The sequence below is a fragment of the Hyphomicrobium denitrificans ATCC 51888 genome (genome assembly GCF_000143145.1).
Taxonomy (GTDB): domain Bacteria; phylum Pseudomonadota; class Alphaproteobacteria; order Rhizobiales; family Hyphomicrobiaceae; genus Hyphomicrobium_B; species Hyphomicrobium_B denitrificans.
Window position 1 is genome coordinate 345,914 of the sequence record NC_014313.1, and the last position, 14,223, is coordinate 360,136.

15 protein-coding genes are annotated in these 14,223 nt (G+C 58.1%); 10 read left to right on the forward strand and 5 right to left on the reverse strand.

What is annotated here, in order from left to right; genetic code table 11:
• Window positions 1-6: 6 nt before the first annotated feature.
• From HDEN_RS01635 to HDEN_RS01660, 6 genes are all read left to right on the forward strand, one after another.
• Window positions 7-837, forward strand: a complete 831-nt coding sequence (locus HDEN_RS01635; protein WP_041921492.1) for a quinoprotein dehydrogenase-associated SoxYZ-like carrier — start codon at window positions 7-9, stop codon at window positions 835-837.
• Complete coding sequence (locus HDEN_RS01640) at window positions 834-1,802, forward strand: quinoprotein relay system zinc metallohydrolase 1 (protein ID WP_013214383.1); 969 nt, start codon at window positions 834-836, stop codon at window positions 1,800-1,802. Before HDEN_RS01635 ends, HDEN_RS01640 begins: the two co-directional genes overlap by 4 nt.
• A gap of 170 nt (window positions 1,803-1,972) precedes the next feature.
• A complete protein-coding gene (locus HDEN_RS01645) occupies window positions 1,973-3,736 on the forward strand; it encodes a PQQ-dependent methanol/ethanol family dehydrogenase (RefSeq protein WP_013214384.1) in 1,764 nt (587 codons plus the stop codon).
• A 140-nt stretch (window positions 3,737-3,876) separates the two neighbouring features.
• Window positions 3,877-4,740 carry a DUF1194 domain-containing protein gene (locus tag HDEN_RS01650; RefSeq protein WP_150103169.1) on the forward strand — a complete coding sequence of 288 codons (864 nt, stop codon included), beginning with the start codon at window positions 3,877-3,879 and terminating at the stop codon, window positions 4,738-4,740.
• A gap of 116 nt (window positions 4,741-4,856) precedes the next feature.
• Complete coding sequence (locus HDEN_RS01655; RefSeq protein ID WP_013214386.1) at window positions 4,857-5,357, forward strand: pyridoxamine 5'-phosphate oxidase family protein; 501 nt, start codon at window positions 4,857-4,859, stop codon at window positions 5,355-5,357.
• Window positions 5,354-5,545, forward strand: coding sequence for a hypothetical protein (locus HDEN_RS01660; RefSeq protein WP_013214387.1), 192 nt, complete (start codon window positions 5,354-5,356; stop codon window positions 5,543-5,545). Before HDEN_RS01655 ends, HDEN_RS01660 begins: the two co-directional genes overlap by 4 nt.
• A gap of 1 nt (window position 5,546) precedes the next feature.
• Here the strand turns inward: HDEN_RS01660 and HDEN_RS01665 are convergent, their stop codons facing one another.
• The 3 genes from HDEN_RS01665 to HDEN_RS01675 form a co-directional block, all read right to left on the reverse strand.
• Entirely contained in the window at window positions 5,547-6,956 is a 1,410-nt protein-coding gene (locus tag HDEN_RS01665) for a UdgX family uracil-DNA binding protein (protein ID WP_013214388.1), read from the reverse strand.
• 1 nt (window position 6,957) lies between these two features.
• Window positions 6,958-8,166 (reverse strand): putative DNA modification/repair radical SAM protein, encoded by a 1,209-nt coding sequence (locus tag HDEN_RS01670; protein WP_041921493.1) that lies wholly within the window; start codon window positions 8,164-8,166, stop codon window positions 6,958-6,960.
• A gap of 161 nt (window positions 8,167-8,327) precedes the next feature.
• Window positions 8,328-9,095, reverse strand: coding sequence for a COG4705 family protein (locus HDEN_RS01675; RefSeq protein ID WP_013214390.1), 768 nt, complete (start codon window positions 9,093-9,095; stop codon window positions 8,328-8,330).
• Window positions 9,096-9,188: 93 nt separating this feature from the next.
• On the opposite strand from HDEN_RS01675, the gene HDEN_RS01680 reads away from it, so the two are divergent.
• Window positions 9,189-9,620: an EamA family transporter gene (locus HDEN_RS01680; protein WP_013214391.1), complete on the forward strand. Its 432-nt coding sequence runs from the start codon at window positions 9,189-9,191 to the stop codon at window positions 9,618-9,620.
• A gap of 26 nt (window positions 9,621-9,646) precedes the next feature.
• On the opposite strand, the gene HDEN_RS01685 is transcribed toward HDEN_RS01680, so the two are convergent.
• Together HDEN_RS01685 and HDEN_RS01690 are read right to left on the reverse strand one after the other, a co-directional pair.
• Window positions 9,647-9,982, reverse strand: coding sequence for a tetratricopeptide repeat protein (locus tag HDEN_RS01685; protein WP_169305471.1), 336 nt, complete (start codon window positions 9,980-9,982; stop codon window positions 9,647-9,649).
• Window positions 9,983-10,034: 52 nt separating this feature from the next.
• The gene (locus tag HDEN_RS01690; RefSeq protein ID WP_245256696.1) at window positions 10,035-10,442 is read right to left on the reverse strand and encodes a hypothetical protein; all 408 of its coding nucleotides are present in this window, start codon (window positions 10,440-10,442) and stop codon (window positions 10,035-10,037) included.
• A gap of 359 nt (window positions 10,443-10,801) precedes the next feature.
• Between HDEN_RS01690 and HDEN_RS01695 the strand changes: the two genes are divergently transcribed.
• The 3 genes from HDEN_RS01695 to HDEN_RS01705 all read left to right on the forward strand — a co-directional run bounded on the left by HDEN_RS01695 (window position 10,802) and on the right by HDEN_RS01705 (window position 14,114).
• Window positions 10,802-11,479, forward strand: coding sequence for a response regulator transcription factor (locus HDEN_RS01695; protein WP_013214393.1), 678 nt, complete (start codon window positions 10,802-10,804; stop codon window positions 11,477-11,479).
• Window positions 11,451-12,863: a sensor histidine kinase gene (locus HDEN_RS01700; protein WP_245256697.1), complete on the forward strand. Its 1,413-nt coding sequence runs from the start codon at window positions 11,451-11,453 to the stop codon at window positions 12,861-12,863. The genes HDEN_RS01695 and HDEN_RS01700 overlap by 29 nt, the downstream gene beginning before the upstream one ends.
• 258 nt (window positions 12,864-13,121) lie before the next feature.
• The gene (locus tag HDEN_RS01705; RefSeq protein ID WP_245256698.1) at window positions 13,122-14,114 is read left to right on the forward strand and encodes an Lnb N-terminal periplasmic domain-containing protein; all 993 of its coding nucleotides are present in this window, start codon (window positions 13,122-13,124) and stop codon (window positions 14,112-14,114) included.
• The last annotated feature ends 109 nt before the right edge of the window (window positions 14,115-14,223 follow it).

A 14,223-nucleotide genomic window follows, 5' to 3' on the forward strand; every position in this document is an offset into this window, starting at 1 on the left:
TCACATATGAGGACTTCGTCCCGTCATATCATTCGGCTGGCATCGTTGATGCTGCTGACCGCATCGCCGGCGCGGGCCGAGCCTCCCAAAGATGTCTTCAATTCTCCGATGTGGGAGACGCTGTCCGAACGGTACTTCGGGCAGGACAAGGTCGTATTCGATGATCGCGTAAAGGTCGGCGTGCCGCCTATCGTCGAGAACCAGGCGCAGGTGCCAGTCACGGCGGACGCGCGCATGCTCGACGGCGTCAAGAAGCTCATCGTGTTCGCCGATCTCAATCCGATCCAGCTTGCGTTGGAACTCGAGCCGATCCAGGCGAAAGCGTTTGTCGCGTTCCGCATGAAGATCGAACAGGCGACGCCGGTTCGTGCGGCGGCGTTGACCGAGGACGGTGTCTGGCACGTCGGCGGAATGTTTCTGGATGCAGCGGGCGGAGGCTGCACGGCGCCGCCGAAGGCGAATGGCGGCGTTTCCTGGTACGACACGCTGGGCGAAACGCAGGGGCGTCTGTGGCAGGAGAAAGACGGCAGCGTGCGTGCGCGTTTCCGGATCAGTCATCCGATGGATACGGGGCTCGGGCAGGACAACACGCCCGCGTATTATATCGAAAAGGTCGAAGCGAAAGGGACTGCGGGCGTCACGCTGGCGCGGCTCTCGATGTACGAGCCCGTCAGCCAAAACCCGACGATCACGCTCGTGGTCGATCTCGGCCGCGACGGAAAGGGTGTCGATATCGATAGCCGTGACAACAACGGTAAGATTTACCGCGCCAGCTTGCTTGCGCCCTGGCGCCAAAGCCAAAGCGACCAACGCGAAGGGGCATTGAACGCCCCATGAAGCCGCTGCTGACTCGTCGTCAATCGCTTTTGCTCGGTGGCAGTGCCTTGTCGCTGTTCTGCTGTTGTCCGCCTGGCCGGGCAGAGCCTCATCGCTATGAACTCACGCCAAAGAAATTGACCGACGGCGTGTGGGTCACGCGCGGCTCTGACGAAGCGATCAATGAGCGGAACGGCGGCGCCATCGCCAACGTCGCAATTCTCGACTCATCAGAAGGCGCGATCCTGATCGATACCGGCCCGTCGCGCCGGTTTGGCGAAGCCCTGATGACGCTCGCCAAGGAGCTGACCGGCAAGCCCATCGCCCGCGTTTATCTCACGCATTTTCATCCCGATCATATGTTCGGGAATCAGGCCTTCGATCCGGCGAAGCTCGCGGCGACCAAGGGCACGATCGACGGCATGAAGGAATACGGAAATGCATTTTCCGATTCCATGTATCGCGCGGCCGGCGACTGGATGCGCGGCACGGAACTTGTTTTGCCGCAAGCGGTCGTCGAAGGCGCGCCGGAAGACATCGGCAACCGCCGCTTGCGGCCGCTGCTGATGCGCGGCCACACACCGTCGGATCTTGCTCTTTTCGACGAAAAGACAGGGATCTTGTTCGCTGGCGATCTTGTGTTTCTGGATCGCGCTCCAACGACGCCGCACGCCGATATCGAACGCTGGCGGATGAGCCTGGCAAACCTTTCGGCGATCCCGAGCGCAATGATCGTGCCGGGGCATGGGCCGGTCGAAAGCAGTGTGCGGGGAGTCGAGCAAACGTCGCGCTGGCTTGAAACGATATCGCACATGATCGGCGACGCGTTCGAACGCGGGCTCGATATCTCGGAAGCGATCACTCTTCCGCTTCCCGATTGGACCAAGAGCATCGCGCTCGCACGCTACGAGTACGAGCGTTCGGTGATGCATCTCTATCCGCAATTCGAGGCCGCGCGCTGGCCGAGAATCGACGAACGCGGATGACATTTGTCAAAGGTGCCACTTTAGGCGAATAGACCAATTACCAATTAATCAGCGCACGTCTCCGAGGTAGTTTGCCCCCGCTTTCTTCCCAAATTTCCCAGAATTTGAAGCGGAATAATAATCCGTACAGGGAAGAAGGCCTGGAAACGCAAACCCAAAAGGGACCTGCAATGAAAACCTGGAGATGGTTGGCGACGACGAGCGCCTTCGCGCTGTCGTTGGGCATATCGACAGTCGCTCGCGCCGATGTTTCGATCGAAGATATCGTCAACGATGCGAAGACCACACAAGACGTCGTGACTTCCGGTCTCGGCGGACAGGGCCAACGCTACAGCCCGCTCAATCAAATCAATAAAGACAACGTCTCGAACCTGGTTCCCGCCTGGGCGATGTCGCTCGGCGGCGAAAAAATGCGCGGTCAGGAATCGCAGCCGCTGGTCAAAGACGGCGTCATGTACGTTACCGGTTCGTACAGCCGCATCTGGGCGATCGATATCAAAACCGGTCACGAAATCTGGGAATACAATGCGCGGCTTCCGGAAGGAATTCTTCCATGCTGCGACGTCGTCAATCGCGGTGCTGCGCTCATCGGCGACAAGGTGATTTTCGGCACGCTGGACGCCAAGCTGGTCGCGCTCAACCAGAAGACCGGCAAGGTCGTCTGGACGAAAGAGATCGACGACTTCAAGGGCGGCTATTCCTATACGGCGCCGCCGTTGATCGTTCCTTCGAAGGCGTTCGGACCTCTGGTCGTCACGGGCGTATCTGGCGGTGAATTCGGCATCGTCGGCCGCATCGATGCGCGCAAGGCGGACAACGGCGAACTCGTCTGGACGCGTCCGACGATCGAAGGCCACATGGGCACGCTCAACGGCGCCGAGTCGACCATGACGGGCAACAAGAACGAAACCTGGAAGGGCGATCTCTGGAAGACGGGCGGCGGCGCGACGTGGCTCGGCGGAACCTATGACTCCGAGACGAACACGATCTTCATCGGTTCGGGCAACCCTGCGCCGTGGAACAGCCACATGCGCCCCGGCGACAATCGCTGGTCGTGCTCGCGGCTTGCGATCGATCCCGAGACCGGCAATATCAAATGGGGCTTCCAGACGACGCCGAACGACGGCTGGGACTTCGACGGCGTGAACGAAGTCGTGTCGTTCGATCTCGATGGCACGAAGGCGGTCGCGACGGCGGACCGCAACGGCTTCTTCTATGTGCTCAACCGCGAGAACGGCAAATTCATCCGTGGCTTCCCGTTCGTCGAGAAGATCACGTGGGCGAGCGGTCTCGATGAAAACGGCCGTCCGAAGTTCGTTGCGGACAACCGTCCGGGCGATCCCAAGGATGCCAAGGACGGCAAGCAGGGCAAGTCGGTCTTCGCCGTGCCGAGCTTCCTCGGCGGCAAGAACCAGCAGCCGATGGCGTACAGCCCGGACACGAAGCTGTTCTATGTTCCCGCCAACGAGTGGGGCATGGACATTCACAACGAGCCGGTGACGTACAAGAAGGGCGCCGCGTATCTCGGTGCCGGCTTCACGATCAAACGGATCTTCGAAGATCATATCGGCTCGTTGAAGGCCGTCGATCCGGCTTCGGGCAAGATCGTCTGGCAGATCAACAACAATGCTCCTCTGTGGGGCGGCGTTCTGACAACCGGCGGCGGTCTCGTCGTCTATGGAACGCCGGAAGGCGATCTGAAGATTGTCGACGACAAGACCGGCAAGGAGCTTTGGCACTTCAACACGGGCTCGGGCATCGTTGCACCGCCGATCACCTGGGAACAGGACGGCGAGCAGATGATCTCGGTCATCTCGGGTTGGGGCGGCGCGGTTCCGCTCTGGGGCGGCGAAGTTGCCAAAACCATTCAGCACTTGAACCAGGGCGGAATGGTCTGGACCTTCAAGCTGCCGAAGAAGACAGCATCGAACTAAACTCTCCAAAGCCACGCATGCACTCAGAAGGCAAGTCTTCGGACTTGCCTTTTTCGCATGCGGGTTGGACAAGCGATGATGCGTTCAATCCATTTTATTGCTCAGATGGACAGCGAACCGCGATGCCTGCGAGAGATATTGTGAAACGGGCACGCTCGTTCGCGCCGAAGGCTCTCCGAGCCGCGGCCGTGATGCTCGCTTGCCTGGGCGCCAGCGGGCAGGGCGTTCCAAGCGGCGAACTCATTCCGGTCGATGCGGCGCTGATCCTTGCCGTCGATGTCTCGCAGTCTGTGGATGAAAACCGGTATCGTCTGCAAAGCGAAGGAATGGCCGAAGCGCTCGAAAGCAAAGCCATTGCGGATACGATTGCCTCCGGGCCTTACGGGCGCATCGCCGTTCAGTTCGTCGTCTGGGCTGACGGCGTCGAAACGACGATCCCTTGGCAGATCATCTCCAGCAGCGAGACCGCCGCGGCGTTCGCAGGCCGCATCCGCCAGCAGACGCAGCGCAAAGGCGAATATACGTGCATGGCGCGCATGATGCGCACCATCGAACAAGACATGCTCGACGATTTGCCATTCAAAGCGACGCGCACGATTTTGGATATTTCCGGCGACGGCATCGACAACTGCGCCGATCCGACAGCGATCGAGGACGCGCGCGATCGTCTGCTGCGGCGTGGCGTTACGATCAATGGTCTGCCGATCATCGTGCACGGAGAAAACGATGTGGTCGGCGCGGGCGCGTATCGCGCGCCGGGCTTCGGCTTGCGGCCGTTGGCGCGCGGACCTGGCATCGAAACGACGCTCGACCGCTGGTTTCAAGATCATGTCATCGGTGGGCAGGGCGCGTTCGTTCAGCCATCGCAGGGTTATGAGGAGATCAGCCGCGCGTTCCGGCAGAAATTCCTGAACGAGATCAGCAGCGTTGGTTTCGATCGTGACCGCTTCGCAATTGCTCCAAATCATCTCGCGGATTCCGCGCTATCGCGTCCGGCGAATTGATTTGATCGGCCCGTGCTCTGGCTCGCGAGGATGCTGATGCTGTCGCTGGCGCTCTGACACTGCAAGGAACTTAAGCAGGACGGTCACGTTCTTCATCGTCGATGGAGGACCGATAGATGGCGACCCCTAAAGAACTCGAAGCGCAGTTTTGGAAAGCCCTCAAGTCAGACATGACGATGATGGTCGGTCTTGTCGGCGAGGACGACAGTCACATGCGGCCGCTGACCGCGCAGACCGAGCGAGATCATGCAGACGGCTATCGCGGGCCGATCTGGTTTTTCTCATCGACGGAAACGACGCTGGTCCGCGAACTGAGCCGCTCGAATGCGGCCGTCGCGACGTTCGCATCGAAGGGGCATGACCTTTTCGCCACCGTTCACGGCCAATTGCGGGTCGACAACGATCGCCGCGTGATCGACGCGTTATGGAATAGCTTCATCGCGGCCTGGTATGAAGGCGGCAAGGACGATCCGAAACTGGCGCTGTTGCGACTTGACGCGGACAACGCTGAGATATGGCTCAATGCATCGAGCCTTCTAGCAGGTATCAAAATCCTTCTCGGGTCCGATCCGAAGGAGGACTACAAGGAAAACGTCGCCAAGGTGTCGCTCAAATGAGTGGGCGTGCTCCAGTTTGGAAGACGAAAAATCCGAAAGCGAAGTCCGGACAGTCGCGACGCCTCACATCGTCGCAAAAGGCTGCCGCGAAGCAACGTGCAGCGAAGGCCGGGCGGAAATATCCCAATCTCGTCGATAATATTCGCGCCGCCCGCTTGTCGGAGGCGAAGAAGGTGCCGCGAACATAAGTCATGCGGCTTCGGCGAGACATGCTCGCGCCAGATTGAGGTCGGCGACGAACTTCGCAAATTCGGTTTCTGCTTGAGCCTTATCTTGCAGCCTTAAAATATACGACGGGTGGATGGTGAGCACGGCAGGCACGGTGTCAAACTTCGTCAGGCCTCGCGATTCAGAAACCTTCACCGGGCGGCCCGCGAGCGCGAAGGCTGCACTGGCACCGAGTGCGACGACAAGCTTCGGCTGCACGATCTTCAGCTCTTCTTGCAGCCACCAGCGATAATGCTTGATCTCGCCATGCGTCGGCGTCTGGTGAATTCGGCGTTTGCCGCGCTGCTCGTATTTGAAATGCTTGACGGCATTGGTGATGTAGCATTCGGCGCGCGAGATTCCTGACGCTGCGAGCGCGCGGTCAAAAATTGCGCCCGCCGGACCGACGAACGGCCGGCCTTGAATGTCTTCCTGATCGCCCGGCTGCTCGCCGATGAACGCCAAATCCGGACGCAGCGGACCTTCGCCCAGGACCGCTCTGGTTCCGCCCGGAACGAATGCGTCGGAAGCGGTGATGATCTCGTTCAAGGCTTCTAGCGAAAGCGGAGGAGAGCCCGTCGAGCGAAGCAACGCGCGTTCCGGGGAGCGTTTTATCGATATCGAAGGCGGCGCCTCCAGCATGTCGTCGACCCGGCGAGCGGCCGCGCGGATCATGTCACCCATTGCCGATGCTTCGGGCAAGTTCTGCCAATAACGCTTCGGCATTTCTGCGCGCATAAGCTTGGTGTTCAGGCGCGCCGGGTTGAACGTGCTTCGATAATATTCGATCCATCCCTTCTCGAACTCATCCTCCGGCGCTTTCAAGTCGGACTTTGAAGCTGGGCCGCCAGCGGTCAGTTGGTGTCGGTTCCAATGCAGCGAGCCGAGCGGCGTCAAGATCGACCACGCGAAGCTTGGAAACCGGGAGACAAAAAACGATGAGGCTTCGTGCAGGATGAAAAACTGCGGCTCGAACCAGGCGACGAAACGTTCGCCATCGTCGCTCGGCGTGCTTTGAAAGCGCACAAACGCGTGCATTTTATGGATATCGCGCGCGATCGCTTTTCGCATCCTCTCGAGCCGATGGACGGTCGGATCGCATGCGACGTCCAGAAGATGCCGCTCGCCGTGTTTCACGCGCCAGATCAGATCGTAAAGCAATCCGTAGCGTTCGGGATCGGTGTGGCAAACGACGAGCTTCGCCAACGACACGACATCGGCTGGAAGCGAGATTCGCGTAGCCGAGTTTTCGGGCGCGACATTGAATCTTTCACGAGCGTCGCTGTTGCCCCACGCCACGTTTTCCGGCGTCGTGCCGTTTTCCAGAAGCGATCGGACAGCCTGCCGAAACCCCTCGAAATCCGCACCAGATTTCAATTGGATCTCGACCATCTCAGAACAACTCCAGCTGCTGAGAGGGTGCGATGCGGCTGCGCAGGTCGAGCCGGTCGAGAAGCGCTGTCGAATGGTGATCGGCCGCGATCAGAAACGGCAGCGCACGTTTGAATCCCGGCGACAGGCGGCGGATGTCTTCGGCTCGCAGACGATGATGCCGCCGCGAAGAGATAATCTGATCGACGGCACGTTTGCCCAATCCCGGGACGCGCAACAACATCTCGCGTGCGGCGGTGTTCACGTCGACGGGAAAGGCCTCGCGATGCTTCAGCGCCCAGGCGAACTTCGGGTCGATGCCGAGGTCGAGCATTCCGTCGTCAGAGGCGGATGCGAGATCCTCGATCGAGAACTCATAGTATCGCAACAGCCAATCGGCTTGATAAAGCCGGTGCTCCCGAACCAGCGGAGGCGCTTTGACGGGCAACGCCTTGCTCGCGTCGGGGATCGGGCTGAAGCCGGAATAATATACGCGCTTGAGCTTATATTTCTCGTACATGCGCGAGCTTGATCGGAGCACGTCGAGGTCCGATGCATCGTCCGCGCCGACGATGATTTGCGTGCTTTGGCCGGCGGGCGAAAAGCGGCGCTTCTCCTTCTTGGCTTCCGCGATGCGCTCTCCCGTCTGCCTCATCGCAAACTGGATCGTTTCGGCGTTTTTCTCAGGAGCCAGCTTGCGGAGGCTTGTCTCTCGCGAAAGTTCCAAATTGATGGACAGGCGATCGGCCCATAAGCCGGCCTGCTCGATCAACCAGGGGCTTGCTTCCGGAATCGTCTTCAAATGGATGTAGCCGGCAAAGCCGTGCTCGCGCCGCAGCTTCTTGGCGACGAGCATCATCTGTTCCATCGTGTAGTCGGCGGAGCGGATGATGCCGGAGGACAGGAAAAGTCCTTCGATATAATTGCGCTTATAAAATTCGGTCGTCAGCGTCACGACCTCGTCGACCGAGAAACGCGCGCGGCGGACGTTCGAGGAGCGTCGATTGATGCAGTAGGCGCAGTCGTACAGACAGTAGTTGGTGAGCAGGATTTTGAGTAGCGACACGCAGCGGCCGTCAGGCGTGTAGGAGTGACAGATCCCGGCTCCGGTGGTCGATCCAAGCCCACCTTGTTTCGCCTTGTGCTTCGGCCCGCCCGAGGACGCGCACGACGCGTCGTATTTGGCGGCGTCGGCTAAAATCGGAAGCTTTTCGAAGAGCGTCATAGCCATACATGTTCACTAAATGTTCTTTTGTCGAAGTGCAAGTGCAAAGGGGGCGAGGAGCGCAGAATGTGCGCCGATTATGGGCGGAAACCGAAAGCTCTGGCGGGTCTAGCGCAAGCTCTCAACGCCTGCGCCGCGCGTTCGACGGCTTAGCTTACGACTCTTCGCTATTCGAAGCTCTTCGCCGGCCTTCGATTGGAAATGTAGAGGATTGCGAGAAGCAGAACCAACGTCGTCAACGACGCGTAATCGCGGGGCAAGTTCAAACCGCCGGCCTCCGCCGGTTTGGTAAGGAAGTCGCCGAACGTCGCTCCAAAAGGACGTGTAAATACGAAGGCGATCCAAAATAGCAGAACATCGGACAGAGATTTTGAATAGTGCAGAGCGCCGACGATCAGAATAATCGCTGCCGTCACCGCCGCGCCCTGCAGGAACGAGAGACCGACATTGTCAGTGAGGAAATCTCCAAAGGCTGTGCCAAGGCTGTTTGAGAATAGCACCGCGAGCCAAAAGTAGATTTCGCTGTCCTTCCGGTACAGCGGATACACGGTCAGATCGCCAACGCGCATGTACCAGCATGCAAGCGTCAGAAGCAGACCGGCAACCAAAAGCGCGGAACCGAGCGCATAGCCCAATCCAAGGGAGCGATCCATAAAATCCGAAACTTCGGTTCCAGCCGTCGTCGTGGCGATAATCGCGAGCCAGAACAGCAGCGGATGAAAGGCCCGCGACTTGATCTGGGCCGCGAGAACGGCAATGAGGACGGCAAACGTAATCGCAAGTCCTACGTAATATCCAAGCTCCAGCGACATCGAGAGATAATCGCCGGCGGTCTCTCCGAGAGTCGTGGCAAGGATTTTCAGAATCCAGAATGCAAGCGTAATTTCAGCGACCTTCGATACGGTCGCCGGATGTACGCTCTCTTCCTCAGTCATGATTGCATGTCCTTCGTCGTTGGCAGTATGCGCCGCCGGGGAGATGTCGTAAAAATCTAATTGTCAAAGTCCGCACACACAGGAGCTGATACAGTGGAATTAAAATTCGGCTGGCTCGCATGGGCTCTTCTATCGGCGACCTTCGCGGCATTGACGGCGATTTTCGCAAAAATTGGCGTCGCCAACATCAACTCGGATCTCGCGACGTTCATCCGCACGGTGGTGGTTATGGTGGCATTGGGCGTCATTCTTCTTGCGCGCGGCCTTTTCCAACAAGTGAACGATATCTCGGCTCATACGTATCTGTTTCTCGCGCTCTCAGGCTTGGCCACGGGAGCCTCATGGCTCTGCTACTTCCGGGCTTTGCAGATCGGCGACGCTGCCCTCGTTGCACCGATTGATAAGCTTGGCGTCGTTCTGGTCGCGATATTCGGCGTCACGATTCTCGGAGAGTCTCTTTCGCTCATCAATTGGATCGGCATAGCAATGATGGCTTCCGGAGCCGTCCTCGTGGCATGGCGGTGAGGAATCCCAGATGAGGCGATTCACATTCAGCCTCCCGCTTTCGACAGAGCTTGGATTACATTTTCGAGCCGTTGGCTGGCCCAGCGGTTTTTCGGATCGAGCTTAAGCGCATCTTCAAGATCAAGCTTGGCGTGATGCCATTCACCCAAATCCGCAAATGCAACGCCACGATTGTAATAAGCATCTGAGCGGCTAAGCGTTCGGCTGTTCGCTACAGCAATGAAACGCGAACACGCCGCAAGTGCCTCGACCGGCCCAAGCTCCGACCCGAGGCAAGTTTGCCGATCTATCCCCTCGCTGTCGGAAGAGTCCGGCTTATCGCAACCTGCCACACCGCAAAGAATGCCGATGATGATCAGCAAGGTCAGGCGTCTAATTCCAAGCGTGTTTCGGATCGCACAGGCCGTCATTCAGCTAATGCCACGTGAAAAAGGCGATGAACTTGTGCCAGGCGGTCGTGAAGGCATTTTGGGGCGCCTGCACGGAACCATCCGGCGGCAATTGCGATGCCGGATTTTGCGGCTCCGATACCGGTAAGGGCGGAGCTTCTCCAAGAAGCGCGTGCTTGGCTTCCTTGAGTGAAAAGCTTTTTTGCGGCCAATCGAGACACGTCGTGTCTTTCAACGCACGACATCGGTCGGCGCCATAGGACCACTTGACGACCTTCGCGCACGCTTTGCCCAGAAGTTCCTCGCCGAACGGCAACCCTTCGATTGCTTCCGACTTTCGAATTTCACAGCGAACACTCAAACTTGGCTGGGTGCAGGTTACGCAAGCCGTTCCGGCGCCCGCTTGCGAATTCACAAGCAGCGATGCGGCCACGAGCGCAGTTCTGCTGTTGCGGCAAACATGTCCTGCCGGATGAAACATCTGGTCGCCCCCCGTCCGGCGTCGAAATTCCAAGCGATGTCGGCCGTCAATGAGGCAGCAGTATCGCCGACTTGTATGATTGCCTGCCTTCAGACGGTGATTTCCGGGAACCATACAGATTTCTGAGGTTTCCGCCTCAATCCGATCACGTTGCGTTCCGAGGTCACGATGGTCGGTTCGGCGCCTCCCACCCACAACACTTGAGCAACCTCGCTCCATATGATCTTAGATGAATAACGCCGGGAACTCATTCTTCCCCAACGCGACGATCGCGGCGATCCCGACACTATGTTCTCAAACGATGATCCCTGATGCGAATTCTTCTCATCGAAGACGACGACCAGACGGCAAAACTCGTCAAACAAAGTCTCGTCAAACATGGCTACGATGTTGATGTCTCGAACGACGGCCAGAACGGTTTTAAGCATGCCGTTGTGGGCGGGTTCGACGTCTTGGTCATCGACCGGATGCTGCCCGGATTGGACGGACTATCCATCGTTCAACGTCTTCGCGCGGCCCGCGTGAGTTCGCCGATCCTGTTTTTGACTGCCGTTGGCGGCATCGAAGACCGAATAGAAGGCTTTGAAAGCGGAGCCGACGATTATCTTGTGAAACCATTTGCGCTCGGCGAACTCGTCGCGAGGGTCGCGGCGCTCGGCCGGCGGCCTCCGATAGCGCATGAAGATTTCTATTATAGGATTGCCGATCTCGAAGTCGATTTGATCAAGCGCGAGATCAAGCGCGGCGGAGAGATCATCCGTCTGCAGCCCCGTGAGTTCCGCATGCTGGAAATTCTGGTGCGCAACCGTGGGCGCGTCGTCACACGCTCGATGCTGCTCGAACAAGTTTGGGATTTGGAACTCGATCCCAAAACTTCTATCGTGCAAACGAATGTCAGCCGCTTGCGATTAAAAATCGATCGGCCCGGCGACATTCCGTTGATCCGCACCGTAAGAGGTCTTGGCTATCGCATCGATGACAAAGACTAGACTGACGCAACGCGCGGCTATTCGATTGGCGGCATTGGTCGCGGCAATCGTTTCGCTGACAAATCTCGCGATCTTTTCAGTCCTGTACTTTGTGATCAGTGCGCAGCTTGTCGATAACCTCAAAGCTCACGTCGACGAGGTGCAAAGAACGTTATCGGACCTGGAGGTCAACGGCGGCTTCGATGGGGTCGCCGCAATGGTCAATCGTCATGCTGCGGTCGCACAGTCAAATGAAGACATTTACCTCTTAGTCGATGGCAAGGCCGAGTACGTTGCCGGCAACATCCGGGTCATTCCTCGCTTCTCTGGCTGGAAGACGATTCCCTGGGATGAGCTGCCATTGATCGGAGCATGGACGACGCCGCGTACAAGCACGGCAGTTCTCGGGCGATGGACGCCAGTAAAAAATGGTGCGTTGTTCGTCGGCGATGGAAATGGAGACATCAAGGACGCGCAACGTGTACTTTTGACAGGCCTCTTGTGGGGTATTGGGCTGTCGGTCTTCGCGGCCATGATCGGCGGCTACGTCTCTGGCATGAGCGCTCAACGGCGTATTGCAAAGATGGATGCCGTGCTGAACGCCGTCGCCTCGGGTCACCTGAAAGAGCGCATTCCCATCGGCCGCGCCGGAGACGATCTCGACCAAGTTTCAGCGTTGGTCAACGCGACACTGAACAGATTGCAGGCTCTCATCGACAACCTGAAACAAGTGTCGATGGACATCGCCCATGACCTGCGCACGCCCATCGCGCGCATGCGCCAAAAGCTCGAAATCGCACAATGGAGTCCGCACGATCTCGCGGGATATCAAGAAGTCGTGGGTGCGGCGGTTCAGGAGATCGACGAGATTTCGGAAACGTTCGACGCCTTGCTGAGGATTTCGGAAATCGAATCCGGAGCGCGAAAGACAAGTTTCGTCAACGTCGAACTCAATGCTTTGCTTGCCAACATCCTCGATGCGCTCGAAGCCGTCGCCGAGGAACGGAGCCACGAACTTTCCGGATCGATCGGCGATTCGCCGCGCATGTTCGTCCACGGCGACCGGAAACTTCTCAATCAGCTCTTTATCAACCTGATCGAAAACGCGATCGTTCATTGCCCGTCGGGATCGGGAATTGGCGTCGAGCTGAGCGAGGAAGACGGACGACCAAAAGTGACGGTCAAAGACACCGGGCCTGGAATCCCGGCTGCAGAGCGCGAAAAAGTTTTCAGGCGTCTCTATCGTTTGGAGAAAAGTCGTTCGACAAAAGGAAACGGTCTGGGCCTCAGCCTCGTGGCATCCATTGCGGATTTGCACGGGGCTAAAATTCTGCTCGCCGACAACAATCCAGGATTGATCGTTGTAATCACATTTCCAAAGCAGCACGCGTCTAACGCAGCTTAGCTTCCAGACGCTTTTGGTTATGCTGCGGTTCTGAAACGAAATCGAAAACGTTGCCGCGCCTTCGTGGCTGCCTTTCGGGCAGTTCAGCGAATGGTTCTTACTTTCGCTGGGAGAACTACCGCATTAATATTGTTGCTATTGGACAATATCAACCTGCTTGCTAATCCCACCAACAACTTCAAAATCATCATCAAAACGGCCGCATCTGCAAGAACACGTTGAGCCAGTGAGGAACAATTGCGCGCCCTTCTCGGAGTGATGTCCTCAACCCTCGGCCGCGTGATCGCTGGCCTCCGGCACCTGTGCCTGGCTCTGCTGTCCTTGTGGGCCGCTCTGGCCATCCACTTTTCCAACCTGCCCACGGCGTGGCTGCGCTCGGCGCTGGCGATAGCCTTTGCGGCGTTTGCGATTTGGGCTCTCTGGCTGTCGCGTCCGAGGCACACGATCCTTTTCGCAGCTCTTTTCCTCGGTGTGGTTGCGTGGTGGATTTCTATTTCTCCGTCACACGATCGCAATTGGCGACCGGAAGTCGCGGTGATGCCGCGAGCGACCATCGACGGCGATCGCGTGCGCATCACTGGAGTGCGAAACTTCGACTACCGCAGCCGGGACGATTTCACGGTGCGCTATGAGGAGCGCGAGGTGCTTCTATCGCACCTCACTGGCATCGATTTCTACGTATCCTATTGGGCCGAAGGGTGGGTCGGACACACCTTCCTGAGCTTCATCTTCGACAACGCGCCACCGTTGAGCATCTCCATTGAAACGCGCCCGGAGGTGGGCGAGGGCTTTGACCCGATTGCCTCTCTCTTCAAGCAATTCGAATTGATTTATGTGGTCGCCGACGAGCATGATCTCGTTGGCCTGCGCGTCAATCACCGTCAGGAGACGGTCTATCTCTACCGCCTTAACACCAGCGCTGACGATGCGCGGCGGCTGCTGATGATATACTTGAAGCGCATCAACGAGCTGGCCGATCGGCCGGAGTTCTATCACCTGTTGAGCAATAGTTGCACGATTAACATCATACGCTACGCGAATGCTGCGGGCCGGAAAGGACGGTTCGACATCCGCCATCTCCTAAATGGACTGATCGATAGCTATCTCTACCACTCGGGCAGGATCGACACGACGCTGCCGTTTGACGAATTGCGGCGACGATCTCTGATCAATGCGGCCGCTCAAGCGGCCGATGGGGCGCCAGATTTCTCCGACCGCATTCGCGCGTCGCTACCAACAATCACTCGATGACCCCAAGCACAAACTACTACGCGGTCTCAGAGCCGACAGCCGACATAATTTCCGCTAACGGATGACCTCGACTCTGGCCCAGAAGGCGTCGGCGGCTCGCCGATGTCAA

What these genes read in the sequence shown, in the direction of transcription:
- HDEN_RS01635 (WP_041921492.1), top strand. Translation starts at nt 7, where the DNA reads ATGAGGACTTCGTCCCGTCATATCATTCGGCTGGCATCGTTGATGCTG.
- HDEN_RS01640 (WP_013214383.1), top strand. Translation starts at nt 834, where the DNA reads ATGAAGCCGCTGCTGACTCGTCGTCAATCGCTTTTGCTCGGTGGCAGT.
- HDEN_RS01645 (WP_013214384.1), top strand. Translation starts at nt 1,973, where the DNA reads ATGAAAACCTGGAGATGGTTGGCGACGACGAGCGCCTTCGCGCTGTCG.
- HDEN_RS01655 (WP_013214386.1), top strand. Translation starts at nt 4,857, where the DNA reads ATGGCGACCCCTAAAGAACTCGAAGCGCAGTTTTGGAAAGCCCTCAAG.
- HDEN_RS01660 (WP_013214387.1), top strand. Translation starts at nt 5,354, where the DNA reads ATGAGTGGGCGTGCTCCAGTTTGGAAGACGAAAAATCCGAAAGCGAAG.
- HDEN_RS01665 (WP_013214388.1), bottom strand. Translation starts at nt 6,956, where the DNA reads ATGGTCGAGATCCAATTGAAATCTGGTGCGGATTTCGAGGGGTTTCGG.
- HDEN_RS01670 (WP_041921493.1), bottom strand. Translation starts at nt 8,166, where the DNA reads ATGGCTATGACGCTCTTCGAAAAGCTTCCGATTTTAGCCGACGCCGCC.
- HDEN_RS01675 (WP_013214390.1), bottom strand. Translation starts at nt 9,095, where the DNA reads ATGACTGAGGAAGAGAGCGTACATCCGGCGACCGTATCGAAGGTCGCT.
- HDEN_RS01695 (WP_013214393.1), top strand. Translation starts at nt 10,802, where the DNA reads ATGCGAATTCTTCTCATCGAAGACGACGACCAGACGGCAAAACTCGTC.
- HDEN_RS01705 (WP_245256698.1), top strand. Translation starts at nt 13,122, where the DNA reads ATGTCCTCAACCCTCGGCCGCGTGATCGCTGGCCTCCGGCACCTGTGC.